We start from the raw sequence: 15791 nt of genomic DNA on the forward strand, positions 1-15791 counted from the left end.
ATGGTAATGCCAGGTGACAACATCAAGATGGTTGTTACCCTGATCTGCCCAATCGCGATGGACGAAGGCCTGCGCTTCGCTATCCGTGAAGGTGGTCGTACCGTTGGTGCGGGTGTTGTAGCTAAGATCGTAGAGTAAAACTCTGCTCTCAGCTAAAAAAGGGCGCCTAAAGGCGCCCTTTTTGCATTTGTCTGGCTGTGTGGCTTGTAAGCGCTATGCAGAATGAATAGAATCTAGGGCTGCTTTTTTAACGGTGGTAGCCGGGGTGTGGTAGCTCACCCAGCGGTCAGTGGATCCATACTCTGGCAGGCTGTCATCGCAACAACGGCGAACTTTGGATAGTTCACTGGTAGACGGGATTGTTGTAATGAGTACCAATATTGAAAATCAAGGTGGCTCCTTGGATACCCTGAAATGGGGTGTGGTCGTGCTGGTTTTACTGGCCGCCGTTGTCGGAAACTACTATTTTGATAGTGTCTCTGTTTTGATTCGTGCCATTGGTGTTGTCGTTGCGATTGCAGCGGGCCTGGGCATCGCAGCCACAACAGTTAAAGGCAAGACAGCCTGGGAATTTGCTCAGGATGCTCGCCAGGAAGTTCGAAAGGTTGTATGGCCAACCCGTCAGGAAACCATGCAGACCACGTTGATCGTTTTTGCGGTTACCGCAATTCTGGCGTTGGTGCTGTGGGGCCTGGACGCGATCTTGGTTCGTTTGGTCGGCTTTATCACTGGGGTTTAATACATGTCTGAAGAACAAAACATGCGCTGGTACGTGGTGCAGGCTTTCTCTGGTTTTGAGTCACGTGTGGCCAAGACTCTGTTAGAGCATATCAAAATGCACGGTATGGAAGATCTGTTCGGTGAGGTACTGGTACCTACCGAAGAGGTTGTGGAGATGCGTGCTGGCCAACGTCGTAAGAGTGAGCGCAAGTTCTTCCCAGGCTACGTGTTGGTTCAAATGGAGATGAATGACGCTTCCTGGCACCTGGTGCGTAACACACCACGTGTAATGGGCTTCATCGGCGGCACCTCAGACCGTCCGGCTCCAATTACCGAAAAGGAAGCTAACGCTATCCTTAACCGTCTGCAGGAGTCCACCGAGTCTCCACGTCCGCGCACTCTGTTTGAGCCGGGCGAAGTGGTACGGGTGAATGACGGACCGTTTGCCGACTTCAACGGTACCGTTGAAGAGGTGGATTACGAGAAGAGCCGTGTGAAAGTGTCGGTGCTGATCTTTGGTCGTTCCACTCCGGTAGAACTCGATTTCTCTCAGGTCGAAAAGTCCTGATCAGAAATTCGACAAAAAAATTTGTTGAGGGGTCGCGTATTTGTATATAATCCGCTGCCCCTTTTTCACGGGGAGTCAGTGAACCTGACGCTAGAACCCAAATGAGGTATAGAAAATGGCTAAGAAAGTTACAGCTTATATCAAGCTGCAAGTAGCAGCCGGTGCTGCGAATCCGTCACCACCAGTAGGTCCAGCTCTGGGTCAACACGGTGTGAACATCATGGAATTCTGTAAGGCGTTCAACGCCCGTACTGACAAGGTAGAGAAAGGTCTGCCGATTCCTGTTGTTATCACTGTATACGCAGATCGTTCCTTCACCTTCGTAACCAAGACTCCACCAGCTGCAGTTCTGCTGCTGAAAGCTGCTGGCCTGAAGTCCGGTTCCGGTCGTCCGAACACCGAGAAGGTAGGTACAGTAACCGACGCTCAGCTGCAAGAGATTGCTGAGACCAAGGCTGCTGATATGACTGGTGCCGATATTGAAGCTATGAAGCGTTCAATTGCTGGTACTGCTCGTTCCATGGGCCTGGTAGTTGAGGGATAAGACGATGGCTAAACTGTCTAAGCGCATGCGCGTTATCCGCGAGAAAGTTGACGCTACTCGCGAGTACGAAATCAACGAAGCCGTTGCTCTGCTGAAAGAACTGGCTACTGCCAAGTTCGTTGAGAGCGTTGACGTTGCTGTAAACCTGGGCGTTGACCCACGTAAATCCGACCAGAACGTACGTGGTGCTACCGTACTGCCACATGGTACCGGTCGTGAAGTGCGCGTTGCTGTGTTCACCCAAGGCGCTAACGCCGAAGCTGCTAAAGAAGCAGGTGCCGACATCGTTGGTATGGAAGAGCTGGCTGCACAGGTTAAGAAAGGCGAAATGAACTTCGACGTAGTTGTTGCTTCTCCGGATGCAATGCGCGTTGTTGGTCAGCTGGGTCAGATCCTGGGTCCACGTGGCCTGATGCCTAACCCTAAGACTGGTACTGTGACTCCTAACGTTGCTGAAGCGGTTAAAAACGCTAAAGCGGGTCAGGTTCGCTACCGTACCGACAAGAACGGCATCATCCACAGCACCATCGGCAAGGTTTCTTTCGACGCTGAACAGCTGAAAGAAAACCTGGAAAGCCTGCTGATCGCTCTGAAGAAGGCCAAGCCTGCTTCTGCTAAAGGTCAGTACATCCAGAAAGTAGCTGTGTCTACTACTATGGGTGCCGGTGTTACCGTAGACCAGGCGTCTCTGGAAACTCAGACCGCTTAAGTTTACAGGGCGCGAAATTATCCGTATAATTTTGCGCCCTATAGGTCGAAGCCAGTTTGACTGGCTTTCGTCCAAGACCGTAGGTGCCGCGAGGCTTAATTCCCTACGTAGACGGTGCAACAGGACCTAAGAAGATTTTTAATCTTCTGGAACCTTACCACCGTATCGCTCCCCAGAGATGGGGTTGTTAATTTCTAGGTGTCACAGCCTAGGTGGAATCCAGGAGTAAAAGCCAATGGCATTAGGACTCGAAGACAAGAAAGCAATTGTCGCTGAGGTCAACGAAGCTGCCAACGGTGCTCTGTCTGCTGTAGTTGCCGATTCTCGCGGCGTTACCGTAGGCAGCATGACTGCTCTGCGTAAAGAAGCTCGTGAAGCTGGTGTTGTTATGCGCGTAGTGCGTAACACCCTGGCCAAGCGTGCTGTTGAAGGTACTCCTTTCGAGTGCCTGACCGACGCATTCAGTGGTCCAACTCTGATCGCATTCTCTACTGAGCACCCAGGTGCTGCAGCGCGTCTGTTCAAAGACTTCGCTAAGTCAGAAGAAGCGTTCGAAGTTAAAGCACTAGCTTACGAAGGGGAACTGATCCCTGCCGAGCAAATTGACCGTCTGGCGAAGCTGCCAACTTACGACGAAGCAATTGCACAGCTGATGATGACCATGAAGGAAGCATCTGCTGGCAAGCTGGTTCGTACTCTGGCTGCTCTGCGTACTCAAAAAGAAGAGCAAGCTGCCTAATTCGGCTCGCTGCTTAAACTTTTTAAACTAATTTATTAGGATTGTTAGTAATGTCTATCACTAAAGACCAAATCATCGAAGCCGTAGCTGAAATGTCCGTAATGGACGTTGTTGAGCTGATCGAAGCTATGGAAGAAAAGTTCGGCGTATCTGCTGCTGCTGCAGTTGTAGCTGGTGGCGGCGAAGCTGCTGCTGCTGAAGAGCAAACCGAATTTGACGTAATGCTGACCGGCGCTGGCGCTAACAAAGTTGGTGCTATTAAAGCTGTTCGCGGCGCAACCGGCCTGGGCCTGAAAGAAGCCAAAGCCATGGTTGAAGCTGCTCCAGTAGCTGTTAAAGAAGCTGTTTCTAAAGAAGAAGCAGAAGGTCTGAAAGCTCAACTGGAAGAAGCCGGTTGTTCTGTTGAGATCAAGTAAGCTATCCTATAGCTTACGAGCCTGAGCTTCGGCTTAGGTAAGGCTGGTGGTTTTTTAACCACCGGCCTTTTTGCGCTATAAATAGCGCTGACAAACTTCCCACCGTTTGTCGCCGATCATAGGATCGCGGACCTGACAGAGATTACTGGTTGGGTTCTTGCACCCCGAGAGTGGCGTGTTGCAAGTCGAGTGGGCTCAGATGGGTCACCATAGAGCGAGAAGAGGAACCAAATGGTTTACTCCGATTTTCAAAAAAAACGCATCCGCAAGGACTTTGGTAAGCGTCCAAAAGTACTGGACATCCCTTACCTGCTGTCGATCCAGCTGGACTCGTTCCAAAACTTCCTGGAGCAGGATGCCGAGGGTGAGCGTGGTCTGGAAGCGGCTTTCCGCAGTGTTTTCCCGATCAAAAGCTTCTCCGGTTATTCCGAGCTGCAGTACGTAAGTTACAAGCTGGGCGAGCCTGTATTTGACGTTAAAGAGTGCCAGATTCGTGGCATTACCTACTCCGCGCCTCTGCGAGTAAAGCTGCGCCTTGTTCTGATGGACAAAGAAGCCGGCGGTGCGGTTAAAGACATCAAAGAGCAAGAAGTGTACATGGGTGACATCCCGCTGATGACCGAGAATGGCACCTTTGTCATTAACGGCACCGAGCGTGTTATCGTTTCCCAGCTGCACCGTAGCCCGGGTGTGTTCTTCGACCACGACCGTGGTAAGACGCACTCTTCCGGTAAAGTTCTTTATAACGCTCGTGTTATCCCTTACCGCGGCTCCTGGCTGGACTTCGAGTTCGATCCAAAGGACAACCTGTTTGTTCGTATTGACCGTCGTCGTAAGCTGCCGGCTACCATCATGCTTCGCGCGCTGGGTTACAGCACCGAAGAGATGTTGGAGATGTTCTTCGAGAAGGTGGAATTCACCATCAAGAAGGACAAGTTGGTTATGGCTCTGGTTCCAGAGCGCCTGCGTGGTGAAACTGCGGTCTTCGACATCAAAGATGCCGAAGGTAACGTCGTGGTTGAAACCGGCCGTCGTGTGACCGCCCGTCATATCCGCGCTATGGACAAAGCCGGCCAGACTGAACTGGAAGTGCCAGTTGAGTACCTGGTAGGCAAGACTGTCGATAAAGATTACGTAGATGAAGCTACCGGTGAACTGCTGGTTGCCGCTAACCAGGAGATGAGCCTGGAAGACGTGGCCAAGCTGTCCCAGTCTGGTATCAAGTCCTTCAAGACTCTGTACACCAACGACCTGGACCACGGTGCTTACATCTCCACCACCCTGAAAGTAGATTCAGCCCAAGAGCGTATGGAAGCTCTGGTTGAGATCTACCGCATGATGCGCCCGGGTGAGCCACCAACACGTGACGCGGCGGAAGCCCTGTTCCAGAATCTGTTCTTCTCTGAAGAGCGCTACGATCTGTCCACTGTTGGTCGCATGAAGTTCAACCGTCGCCTGGGCCGTCAAGAGTCCACTGGTGCCGGCATCCTGGACAAAGACGACATCGTCACCGTTATGAAGAAGATCATTGAGATCCGTAACGGCCTGGACGAAGTTGATGACATCGACCACCTGGGTAACCGTCGTATCCGTTCCGTAGGCGAAATGGCCGAGAACCAGTTCCGTGTTGGTCTGGTTCGGGTTGAGCGTGCAGTACGTGAGCGTCTGTCTCTGGGTGATCTGGACAGCCTGATGCCTCAGGACCTGATCAACGCCAAGCCAATTTCGGCGGCGGTGAAAGAGTTCTTCGGCTCCTCGCAGTTGTCCCAGTTTATGGACCAGAACAACCCGCTGTCTGAGGTGACCCACAAGCGTCGTATCTCAGCCCTGGGTCCTGGTGGTCTGACTCGTGAGCGTGCCGGTTTCGAAGTTCGAGACGTACACCCGACTCACTACGGCCGTCTGTGCCCGATTGAGACCCCTGAAGGTCCAAACATTGGTCTGATCAACTCCCTGGCGAGCTACTCTCGTACCAACGAGTACGGCTTCCTGGAGACCCCTTACCGTCGCGTTGTTGACGGTGTGGCCACCGAAGAGATCGATTACCTGTCCGCCATTGAAGAAGGTAACTTCATCATTGCACAGGCGAACGCCGCCCTGGACGAAAACAACCGCCTTCCTCAGGACGAGCTGATCGCCAGCCGTCACAAGGGCGAGTCCGGTTTCCAGAGTGCCGATCAGATTCAGTACATGGATATCTCTCCGCAGCAGATCGTATCTGTGGCGGCGTCCTTGATTCCATTCCTGGAGCACGATGATGCTAACCGCGCCTTGATGGGGGCGAACATGCAACGTCAGGCCGTTCCGACACTGAAGGCCGACAAGCCTCTGGTCGGTACCGGCATGGAGCGCAACGTCGCCATCGACTCCGGTGTAACTGAAGTGGCCAAACGTGGCGGCGTAGTGGACTACGTCGATGCCGGCCGCATCGTGATCAAGGTGAATGAAGATGAGCTGGTACCAGGCGAAGCCGGTATCGACATCTACAACCTGACCAAGTACACCCGTTCTAACCAGAACACCTGCATCAACCAGCGTCCTATCTGTAACGTTGGTGAGCCGGTAACCCGTGGCGACGTACTGGCCGATGGCCCGTCCACCGACCTGGGTGATTTGGCACTGGGTCAGAACCTGCGCGTCGCGTTCATGACCTGGAACGGTTACAACTTCGAGGATTCCATCCTGCTGTCCGAGCGCGTGGTTCAGGAAGATCGCCTGACCACCATCCACATTCAGGAACTGTCCTGTATTGCTCGTGACACCAAGCTGGGCTCCGAGGAGATCACTGCCGATATTCCTAACGTAGGCGAATCCGCGCTGTCCAAACTGGACGAGTCCGGCATCGTATACGTAGGCGCCGAGATGAAGCCTGGCGACATCCTGGTGGGTAAAGTGACTCCGAAAGGTGAAACTCAGCTGACTCCAGAAGAGAAGCTGTTGCGAGCCATCTTCGGTGAGAAGGCGTCCGACGTGAAGGACTCCTCTCTGCGTGTACCTAACTCTGTGTTCGGTACCGTTATCGATGTCCAGGTCTTTACCCGCGACGGCGTGGAAAAAGACAAGCGTGCCATCGAGATCGAAGAGATGCAGCTGAAAGAAGCCAAGAAGGATCTGACTGAAGAGTTCAGCATCCTGGAAAATGGCGTCTTCGACCGTGCTCGTAACCTGCTGCTGAACTCCGGCATGACCGAAGCTCAGCTGGAGAAGATGGATCGCGCCAAGTGGCTGGAACTGCCTCTGGACGACGAATCCAAGCAGACTCAGCTGGAGCAGCTGGCCGAGCAGCACGAAGAGCTGCGTGCCGAGTTCGATAAGAAGTTCGAGATCAAGCGTCGCAAGATCACCCAAGGTGATGATCTGGCGCCTGGCGTTCTGAAGATCGTTAAGGTGTACCTGGCCGTTAAGCGTCGCATCCAGCCTGGTGACAAGATGGCCGGTCGTCACGGTAACAAGGGTGTAATCTCCACCATTGTTCCTGTTGAAGACATGCCACACGATGAAACCGGTACTCCGGTGGACATCGTACTGAACCCGCTGGGTGTACCATCGCGTATGAACATCGGTCAGATTCTGGAAGTTCACCTGGGTGCCGCAGCACGTGGTATCGGTACCAAGATCACCGCCATGATGGAGCAGCAGAAGGCCGTGGCCGAACTGCGTGACTTCATGCAGCAGGCGTATGACCTGGGCGAGACTCAGCAAGTGGTTGACCTGAACACCTTTACCGACGAAGAAGTGATTCGTCTGGCGAAGAACCTGCAGGGTGGTATGCCAATCGCCACGCCGGTATTCGATGGTGCCAAGGAATCCGAAGTTAAGGACCTGCTGGCCCTGGCTGACTTGCCGAACTCCGGTCAGATCACCCTGTATGACGGTCGTACCGGTGACTCCTTCGAACGTCCTGTAACCGTAGGTTACATGTACATGCTGAAGTTGAACCACCTGGTTGATGACAAGATGCACGCTCGTTCCACCGGTTCTTACAGCCTGGTTACTCAGCAGCCGCTGGGTGGTAAGGCTCAGTTCGGTGGTCAGCGATTCGGTGAGATGGAAGTGTGGGCACTGGAAGCATACGGTGCCGCTTACACTCTGCAGGAGATGTTGACTGTGAAGTCGGATGACGTGAACGGTCGTACCCAGATGTACAAGAACATCGTTGACGGTAACCACTCCATGCAGCCTGGTATGCCTGAATCCTTCAACGTACTGTTGAAAGAGATCAAGTCCCTCGGTATCAACATCGAGCTGGACCAGGAATAAGCCATCCGCTGACGCGGAACTTAAGTGTGCCCCGCCTGCGGGCGGGGCACCGAAGTTAAACCTCCACTAGGAGATGAACGTGAAAGACTTACTCCAGTTTCTGAAGAAGCAGAACAAGTCTGAAGAGTTTAACGGTATCAAGATCGGTCTGGCGTCTCCAGACATGATCCGCTCTTGGTCTTTCGGTGAAGTTAAGAAGCCGGAAACCATTAACTACCGTACCTTCAAGCCTGAGCGCGACGGCCTGTTCTGTGCGCGTATCTTCGGCCCGGTAAAAGACTATGAGTGTTTGTGCGGTAAGTACAAGCGCCTGAAGCACCGTGGTGTTATCTGTGAAAAATGTGGTGTTGAGGTAACTCAGACCAAGGTGCGCCGTGAGCGTATGGGTCACATCGAGCTGGCCAGCCCGGTTGCCCACATCTGGTTCCTGAAATCACTGCCGTCCCGCATCGGTTTGCTGCTGGACATGACTCTGCGCGACATCGAGCGTGTGCTGTACTTCGAAAGCTACGTAGTGATCGAAACCGGCATGACTTCTCTGGAAAAGGGTCAGATGCTGACCGAAGAGGAGTACCTGGATGCCCTGGAAGAGCACGGTGATGAGTTCGATGCCCGCATGGGTGCCGAAGCGATCCTGGAACTGTTGCGTGCCATCGATCTGGAAGCTGAAATCAACGAAATGCGCGAAGAGTTGCCTCAAACCAACTCTGAAACCAAGCGTAAGAAGCTGACTAAGCGCCTGAAGCTGATGGAAGCCTTCCACCAGTCCGGCAACAAGCCGGAGTGGATGATTCTGGCGGTTCTGCCAGTTCTGCCACCGGATTTGCGTCCACTGGTACCGCTGGACGGCGGCCGTTTCGCGACCTCGGATCTGAACGATCTGTACCGTCGTGTGATTAACCGTAACAACCGTCTGAAGCGCCTGCTGGATCTGGCTGCCCCTGACATCATTGTCCGCAACGAAAAGCGTATGCTGCAGGAATCTGTAGACGCGCTGCTGGACAACGGTCGTCGTGGTCGCGCCATTACCGGTTCTAACAAGCGTCCTCTGAAGTCCCTGGCCGACATGATCAAGGGTAAGCAGGGTCGTTTCCGTCAGAACCTTCTGGGTAAGCGTGTGGATTACTCTGGCCGTTCGGTGATTACCGTAGGTCCGACTCTGCGCCTGCACCAGTGTGGTCTGCCTAAGAAGATGGCTCTGGAACTGTTCAAGCCTTTCATCTACGGCAAGCTGGAAGGTCGTGGCCTGGCCACCACCATCAAAGCTGCCAAGAAGATGGTAGAGCGTGAAGTTCCGGAAGTATGGGACGTTCTCGACGAAGTGATTCGTGAGCACCCGGTACTGCTGAACCGTGCACCAACTCTGCACCGTCTGGGCATCCAGGCGTTTGAACCTGTACTGATTGAAGGTAAAGCGATTCAGCTGCACCCTCTGGTCTGTGCGGCGTACAACGCTGACTTCGATGGTGACCAGATGGCGGTACACGTACCGCTGACTCTGGAAGCCCAGCTTGAAGCCCGCGCCCTGATGATGTCTACCAACAACATCCTGTCGCCTGCTTCCGGTGATCCTATCATCGTACCGTCTCAGGACGTGGTACTGGGTCTGTACTACATGACCCGTGAGAAGATCAACGACAAGGGTGAAGGTATGGTGTTTGCTTCCGTTGAGGAAGCAGAGAAAGCCTACCGCACCAAGACCGCGGCTCTGCACGCTCGAGTTAAAGTACGAATCAATGATTCCTACAAGACCGAAGATGGTGAGATCAAAGAAGAGAGCAAGATCATCGATACCACCGTTGGTCGTGCCATTCTGTCTATGATCCTGCCGCACGGCATGTCTTTTGACCACATCAACAAAGATATGGGCAAAAAGCAGATCTCCGGCGTTCTGAACAGCTGTTACCGTATTCTGGGTCTGAAGCCGACCGTCATCTTTGCTGACCAGCTGATGTACACCGGTTTCCATTACGCCACTCTGTCCGGTACCTCCGTAGGTATCAACGACATGGTGATCCCAGCAGCCAAGAAGACCATTATCGAATCTGCCGAAGAGGAAGTGACTGAAATTCAGGAACAGTTCCAGGCAGGTCTGGTAACCGCAGGTGAGCGTTACAACAAAGTAATCGACATCTGGGCCAGCGCCAACGAGAAAGTCTCCAAGGCGATGATGGAAAACCTGAAAACCGAAACCGTTATCAACCGTGATGGCGAAGAGGAAGAGCAGGGCTCCTTCAACAGCATCTACATGATGGCCGACTCCGGCGCTCGTGGTAGTGCGGCTCAGATTCGTCAGCTGGCCGGTATGCGAGGCCTGATGGCCAAGCCGGATGGCTCCATTATCGAAACCCCGATTAAAGTGAACTTTAAAGAGGGTCTGTCGGTAGCGGATTACTTCATCTCCTCTCACGGTGCTCGTAAAGGTCTGGCGGATACCGCACTGAAGACCGCGAACTCCGGTTACCTGACTCGTCGTCTGGTGGATGTGGCCCAGGATCTGGTGATCATCGAGAGCGATTGTGGTTCCGAAGAGGGTCTGACCGTTAAGCCGCTGATTGAAGGCGGTGATGTGGTTGAGCCGCTGCGTGAGCGTGTACTGGGTCGAGTCATCGCCAAGGACGTGATCAAGCCGGGTACCGAAGACGAAGTGCTGCTGCCTCGTAACACCCTGCTCGACGAGAAGATGTGTGACATCCTCGAAGAGTTCTCGGTGGACGAAGTTCTGGTGCGCTCCGTGATTACCTGTGAGACCGACTTTGGCGTTTGTGCCCACTGTTACGGTCGCGATCTGGCCCGCGGCCATATCGTTGGTAAGGGCGAGGCCATTGGTGTGGTTGCCGCTCAGTCCATCGGTGAGCCGGGAACCCAGCTGACCATGCGTACCTTCCACATTGGTGGTGCGGCATCGCGTGCGTCCGCAGAAAGCAACGTACAGGTGAAGAACGCGGGTAGCATCAAGCTGCATAACGCCAAGTTCGTAACCAACTCCGAAGGCAAGATCGTTGTGACCTCCCGTTCAACCGAACTGGCGATCATCGACGACCTGGGTCGTGAGAAAGAGCGTTACAAACTGCCGTACGGTGCCGTTCTGGAGAAAGGCGAAGATCAGGCGGTTGCCGCCGGTGACATCATCGCCAACTGGGATCCGCACACGCACCCAATCATCACCGAAGCGGAAGGTCAGATTAAGTTCGTTGACATGATCGACGGCGTGACCATGAAGCGGGAAACCGATGAGCTGACCGGTCTGAGCCGTATCGAGATCCTGGATCCGAACGAGCGTACCAGCGCCGGTAAAGAGATGCGTCCTGCGGTTAAGCTGCTCGATGCCTCCGGCAACGACATCCTGATCCCTGGCACCGAAGTGGCGGCACAGTACTTCCTGTCCGGCAAAGCGATTGTTGGTGTGGAAGATGGTGCACCGGTTAACGTTGGTGATGCCCTGGCCCGTATTCCTCAGGAATCCGGTGGTACCAAGGATATTACCGGTGGTCTGCCACGAGTGGCCGACCTGTTTGAAGCCCGTAAGCCGAAAGAGCCTGCGATTCTGGCTGAAATCACCGGTACCATCTCCTTCGGTAAAGAGACCAAAGGCAAGCGTCGCCTGGTGATCACTCCTCACGATGGTGCCAAGCCATACGAAGAGATGATTCCTAAGTGGCGTAACCTGAACGTGTTTGAAGGTGAAAAAGTGGAGCGTGGCGAAGTGATCGCCGATGGTCCGGAAGCACCGCACGACATTCTGCGTCTGCGTGGCGTCCGTGCCGTTGCCAACTACATCGTCAACGAAGTTCAGGAAGTGTATCGTCTGCAGGGCGTGAAGATTAACGATAAGCACATCGAGGTGATCATTCGCCAGATGCTGCGTAAGTGCATCATCTCCAGCGCCGGCGATTCCGACCTGCTGGAAGGTGAACAGGCAGAAGTGGCACGGGTTAACATCATTAACCGTGACCTGCTGGCCGAAGGCAAGCAGCCTGCCACCTTTGAGCTGGAACTGCTGGGTATCACCAAGGCCTCGCTGGCCACCGAATCGTTCATCTCTGCGGCTTCCTTCCAGGAAACCACTCGAGTGCTGACCGAAGCGGCGGTAAGTGGCAAGCAAGACGACCTGCGCGGTCTGAAAGAGAACGTCATCGTGGGTCGTTTGATTCCTGCGGGTACGGGCTATGCTTATCACGAGCAGCGTAACGCCAAAGAGGAGCCGGTGGCTCCGGTGGTGACTGCTTCCGAAGCGGAGCAGAACCTGGCCGACCTGCTGAATGCAGCGGACGACTAAGCCTCTTAGTTGAAGGTACAGAAAAGGGGCGCTTCGGCGCCCCTTTGTTGTTTTGAGTGGTCGGTCAAGAGGGCAGAAACCCTGTTCAGGGCAAATGTGGGGCTTCGTAGGGATTTATTTCGCTGCGAAAGGCTAAACACATTGGCTAAATCTTGACACCCGCTCACTAGGTGCTTAAAATTCCGCGTCCCCTTTTTTGGGATCGATTTTTCGCACCTGAAAATGAGTAGTAAACATCAATTGGAGTAATCAATGGCTACTGTTAACCAGTTGGTACGCAAGCCTCGCCAATCGAAAGTCGTAAAGACTAACGTTCCGGCTCTGGAAGCGTGTCCACAAAAACGTGGTGTATGTACTCGTGTGTACACCACCACCCCTAAGAAGCCGAACTCTGCACTGCGTAAAGTGTGCCGTGTTCGCCTGACCAACGGCTTCGAAGTGACTTCCTACATCGGTGGTGAAGGTCACAACCTGCAAGAGCACTCTGTTGTTCTGATCCGTGGCGGTCGTGTAAAAGATTTGCCAGGTGTGCGTTACCACACCGTTCGTGGCGCTCTGGATACCGCTGGCGTGAGTGATCGTCGCCAAGGCCGTTCCAAGTACGGTGCCAAGCGTCCTAAGTCTTAATGGTTCTCCGTTAAGTAAGGCCAAGCAACTTTAATTTCGTACATCCTGTTTTGGATATACCTGAAGCAATCGGAGAATTCCCATGCCAAGACGTCGCGTCGTAGGTCAACGTAAAATTCTGCCGGATCCTAAGTTCGGATCTGAGCTGTTAGCTAAATTTGTAAACGTGGTTATGCAGGACGGCAAAAAGTCTACTGCTGAGCGCATCGTATACGGTGCACTGGAAGCGGCTGCTGCCAAATCCGGTAAAGACCACATCGAAATGTTTGAGACTGCACTGGAAAACATCCGCCCAGCCGTCGAGGTTAAATCTCGTCGTGTAGGTGGTTCAACCTATCAGGTGCCGGTTGAAGTTCGTCCAGTCCGTCGTAACACCCTGGCCATGCGCTGGTTGGTGGAAGCTGCTCGTAAGCGTGGCGAAAAATCGATGGCTCTGCGTATGGCAGGTGAACTGCTTGACGCATCCGACAACAAAGGTTCTGCGGTTAAGAAGCGTGAAGACGTTCACCGTATGGCCGAAGCCAACAAGGCATTTGCCCACTACCGTTGGTAAGCTTGCCGGCGCAGCACGATATGTGCTGCGCCTGTTTTGCATTTTTCCCGGAACCTGGTTCCGGGTGAGAGGAAGAAATCGTGGCTCGTACAACTCCACTAGAGCGCTACCGCAACATTGGTATCTGCGCTCACGTTGACGCCGGTAAAACCACCACCACTGAGCGGGTGCTGTTTTATACCGGGCTGTCTCACAAAATCGGTGAAGTACACGATGGCGCCGCAACCATGGACTGGATGGAGCAGGAGCAGGAGCGTGGTATTACCATTACCTCTGCTGCGACCACCACCTTCTGGCGTGGTATGGAAGGTCAGTATCCTGAGCATCGCGTAAACATCATCGATACCCCCGGACACGTGGACTTTACCATCGAGGTAGAGCGTTCCCTGCGTGTACTGGACGGTGCAGTGGTGGTTTTCTGTGGTTCCTCTGGTGTTGAGCCTCAGTCTGAAACCGTATGGCGTCAGGCTGACAAATACCACGTGCCTCGCATGGTGTTCGTCAATAAGATGGACCGTGCCGGCGCAGACTTTGAACGCGTTGTCGAGCAAATCCGTGATCGACTGGGAGCCACTTGTGTGCCTATCCAGCTGAATATCGGTGCCGAGGACGAATTCAAAGGCGTAATCGACCTGATCAAGATGAAGGCCATTAACTGGAACGAAGCGGACCAGGGCATGACCTTTAGCTACGACGAGATCCCTGCCGAGCTGGCCGACCAGGCCGCGGAATGGCGGGAGTATCTGGTCGAGGCTGCTGCAGAAGCTTCCGACGAGCTGATGGATAAGTACCTGGAAGAGGGTGAACTGTCCGAGCAGGAGATCAAGCAGGCGTTGCGCACTCGTACCCTGAACAATGAAATTGTCCTGGCCACCTGTGGTTCTGCATTTAAGAACAAAGGTGTACAGGCAGTTTTGGATGCAGTGGTCGAATTCTTGCCCGCCCCCATTGACGTGCCAGCCATTAAAGGTCTCGACGAACGTGAGAACGAAGTCGAGCGCCACTCAGACGACAACGAACCGTTTTCGGCGTTGGCGTTTAAGATCGCGACCGACCCCTTCGTTGGTACCCTGACTTTCTTCCGCGTTTACTCTGGTGTGGTGAGCACCGGCGATACCGTTTTCAACTCCGTTAAAGAGAAACGAGAGCGGTTCGGTCGTATCGTGCAGATGCACTCTAACGATCGTAAAGAACTGAAAGAGGTTCGCGCCGGCGACATCGCAGCAGCAATCGGTCTGAAAGACTGCACCACAGGTGACACCCTGTGCGATCCAAACCACAAGGTGGTGCTGGAGCGTATGGAGTTCCCTGAGCCGGTCATTCAGATCGCGGTCGAGCCTCGTACTAAGGTTGACCAAGAGAAGATGGGTATTGCCCTGGGCAAACTGGCTGCCGAAGATCCGTCCTTCCGTGTGGAATCCGACGAAGAATCCGGCCAGACCCTAATCTCTGGTATGGGTGAGCTGCACCTTGATATCATTGTTGATCGAATGAAACGTGAGTTCAGCGTTGATTGTAACGTTGGTAAACCTCAGGTCGCTTACCGTGAAACGATCCGCTCTAAGGTGGAAGTGGAAGGTAAGTTCGTTCGTCAGTCCGGCGGTCGCGGTCAATACGGTCACGTATGGCTGAAGATGGAGCCGAACGAAACGGGCGAAGGCTTTGAGTTCGTCAACGAAATTGTGGGCGGTGCGGTTCCTCGCGAATACATCCCTGCAGTGGAAAAAGGCTGTAAAGAACAGATGGACATGGGTGTCCTGGCCGGCTATCAAATGCTGGACGTAAAAGTCACCCTGTTTGATGGATCGTTCCACGATGTTGACTCCAACGAAATGGCGTTTAAGATCGCGGGGTCCATGGGCTTCAGAAAAGGTGCCCTGGAAGCCGATCCGGTTCTGCTCGAGCCGATGATGAAGGTAGAGATTACCACTCCAGAAGATTGGATGGGTGATGTCGTAGGTGACGTAAACCGTCGCCGCGGTATGATCGACGGTATGGATGATGGTCCTGCGGGACTGAAAATCATCCGCGCTAAGGTGCCATTGGCTGAAATGTTTGGCTATGCTACTGATCTGCGTTCCGCTACCCAAGGTCGCGCTTCCTACTCCATGGAATTCCTGGAGTATAACGAAGCACCGCAAAACGTAGCTCAAGCTGTAATCGATGGCCGACTAGGCTAATTCACTTAGACTCGGATTAATGTCTTTCCGAGTCCTTTGAACATTGAAAGGAACACGACGTGTCTAAAGAAAAATTTGAACGTTCGAAACCGCACGTTAACGTTGGTACTATCGGCCACGTTGACCACGGTAAAACCACTCTGACTGCTGCTATCACCAACGTACTGGCTAAAGTATACGGTGGTGAAGCTAAAGA

13 protein-coding genes are annotated in these 15791 nt (G+C 53.6%); all 13 read left to right on the forward strand.

Going from position 1 to position 15791, the window contains the following annotated elements:
• On the forward strand, window positions 1-138 hold a 138-nt coding region (locus tag BLT77_RS19540), incomplete at its 5' end, for an EF-Tu C-terminal domain-related protein (protein ID WP_090368487.1).
• 229 nt (window positions 139-367) lie between these two features.
• Window positions 368-739 (forward strand): preprotein translocase subunit SecE, encoded by a 372-nt coding sequence (secE, locus tag BLT77_RS19545; protein ID WP_090368489.1) that lies wholly within the window; start codon window positions 368-370, stop codon window positions 737-739.
• 3 nt (window positions 740-742) lie between these two features.
• Window positions 743-1288, forward strand: coding sequence for a transcription termination/antitermination protein NusG (nusG, locus tag BLT77_RS19550; RefSeq protein WP_028115015.1), 546 nt, complete (start codon window positions 743-745; stop codon window positions 1286-1288).
• Between the two features lie 115 nt (window positions 1289-1403).
• Window positions 1404-1832, forward strand: coding sequence for a 50S ribosomal protein L11 (gene rplK, locus BLT77_RS19555; RefSeq protein ID WP_090368491.1), 429 nt, complete (start codon window positions 1404-1406; stop codon window positions 1830-1832).
• Window positions 1833-1836: 4 nt separating this feature from the next.
• Window positions 1837-2541: a 50S ribosomal protein L1 gene (rplA, locus tag BLT77_RS19560; protein WP_028115017.1), complete on the forward strand. Its 705-nt coding sequence runs from the start codon at window positions 1837-1839 to the stop codon at window positions 2539-2541.
• Between the two features lie 235 nt (window positions 2542-2776).
• Window positions 2777-3280 (forward strand): 50S ribosomal protein L10, encoded by a 504-nt coding sequence (gene rplJ / locus BLT77_RS19565; protein WP_028115018.1) that lies wholly within the window; start codon window positions 2777-2779, stop codon window positions 3278-3280.
• Window positions 3281-3330: 50 nt separating this feature from the next.
• Entirely contained in the window at window positions 3331-3696 is a 366-nt protein-coding gene (gene rplL / locus BLT77_RS19570) for a 50S ribosomal protein L7/L12 (protein ID WP_028115019.1), read from the forward strand.
• 231 nt (window positions 3697-3927) lie between these two features.
• Complete coding sequence (rpoB, locus tag BLT77_RS19575) at window positions 3928-7956, forward strand: DNA-directed RNA polymerase subunit beta (protein WP_090368493.1); 4029 nt, start codon at window positions 3928-3930, stop codon at window positions 7954-7956.
• A gap of 79 nt (window positions 7957-8035) precedes the next feature.
• On the forward strand, window positions 8036-12235 hold the full coding sequence (gene rpoC / locus BLT77_RS19580; RefSeq protein WP_090368497.1) for a DNA-directed RNA polymerase subunit beta': 4200 nt from the start codon (window positions 8036-8038) through the stop codon (window positions 12233-12235).
• Between the two features lie 252 nt (window positions 12236-12487).
• Entirely contained in the window at window positions 12488-12862 is a 375-nt protein-coding gene (gene rpsL, locus BLT77_RS19585) for a 30S ribosomal protein S12 (protein ID WP_028110710.1), read from the forward strand.
• Between the two features lie 82 nt (window positions 12863-12944).
• Window positions 12945-13415, forward strand: coding sequence for a 30S ribosomal protein S7 (gene rpsG / locus BLT77_RS19590; protein ID WP_028115022.1), 471 nt, complete (start codon window positions 12945-12947; stop codon window positions 13413-13415).
• 80 nt (window positions 13416-13495) lie between these two features.
• Window positions 13496-15595 (forward strand): elongation factor G, encoded by a 2100-nt coding sequence (fusA, locus tag BLT77_RS19595; protein ID WP_090368495.1) that lies wholly within the window; start codon window positions 13496-13498, stop codon window positions 15593-15595.
• A 59-nt stretch (window positions 15596-15654) separates the two neighbouring features.
• The coding region (locus BLT77_RS19600; protein WP_245710006.1) for a GTP-binding protein at window positions 15655-15791 on the forward strand (137 nt) is incomplete at its 3' end.

The sequence above is a fragment of the Ferrimonas sediminum genome (genome assembly GCF_900100175.1).
GTDB classification, from domain to species: domain Bacteria; phylum Pseudomonadota; class Gammaproteobacteria; order Enterobacterales; family Shewanellaceae; genus Ferrimonas; species Ferrimonas sediminum.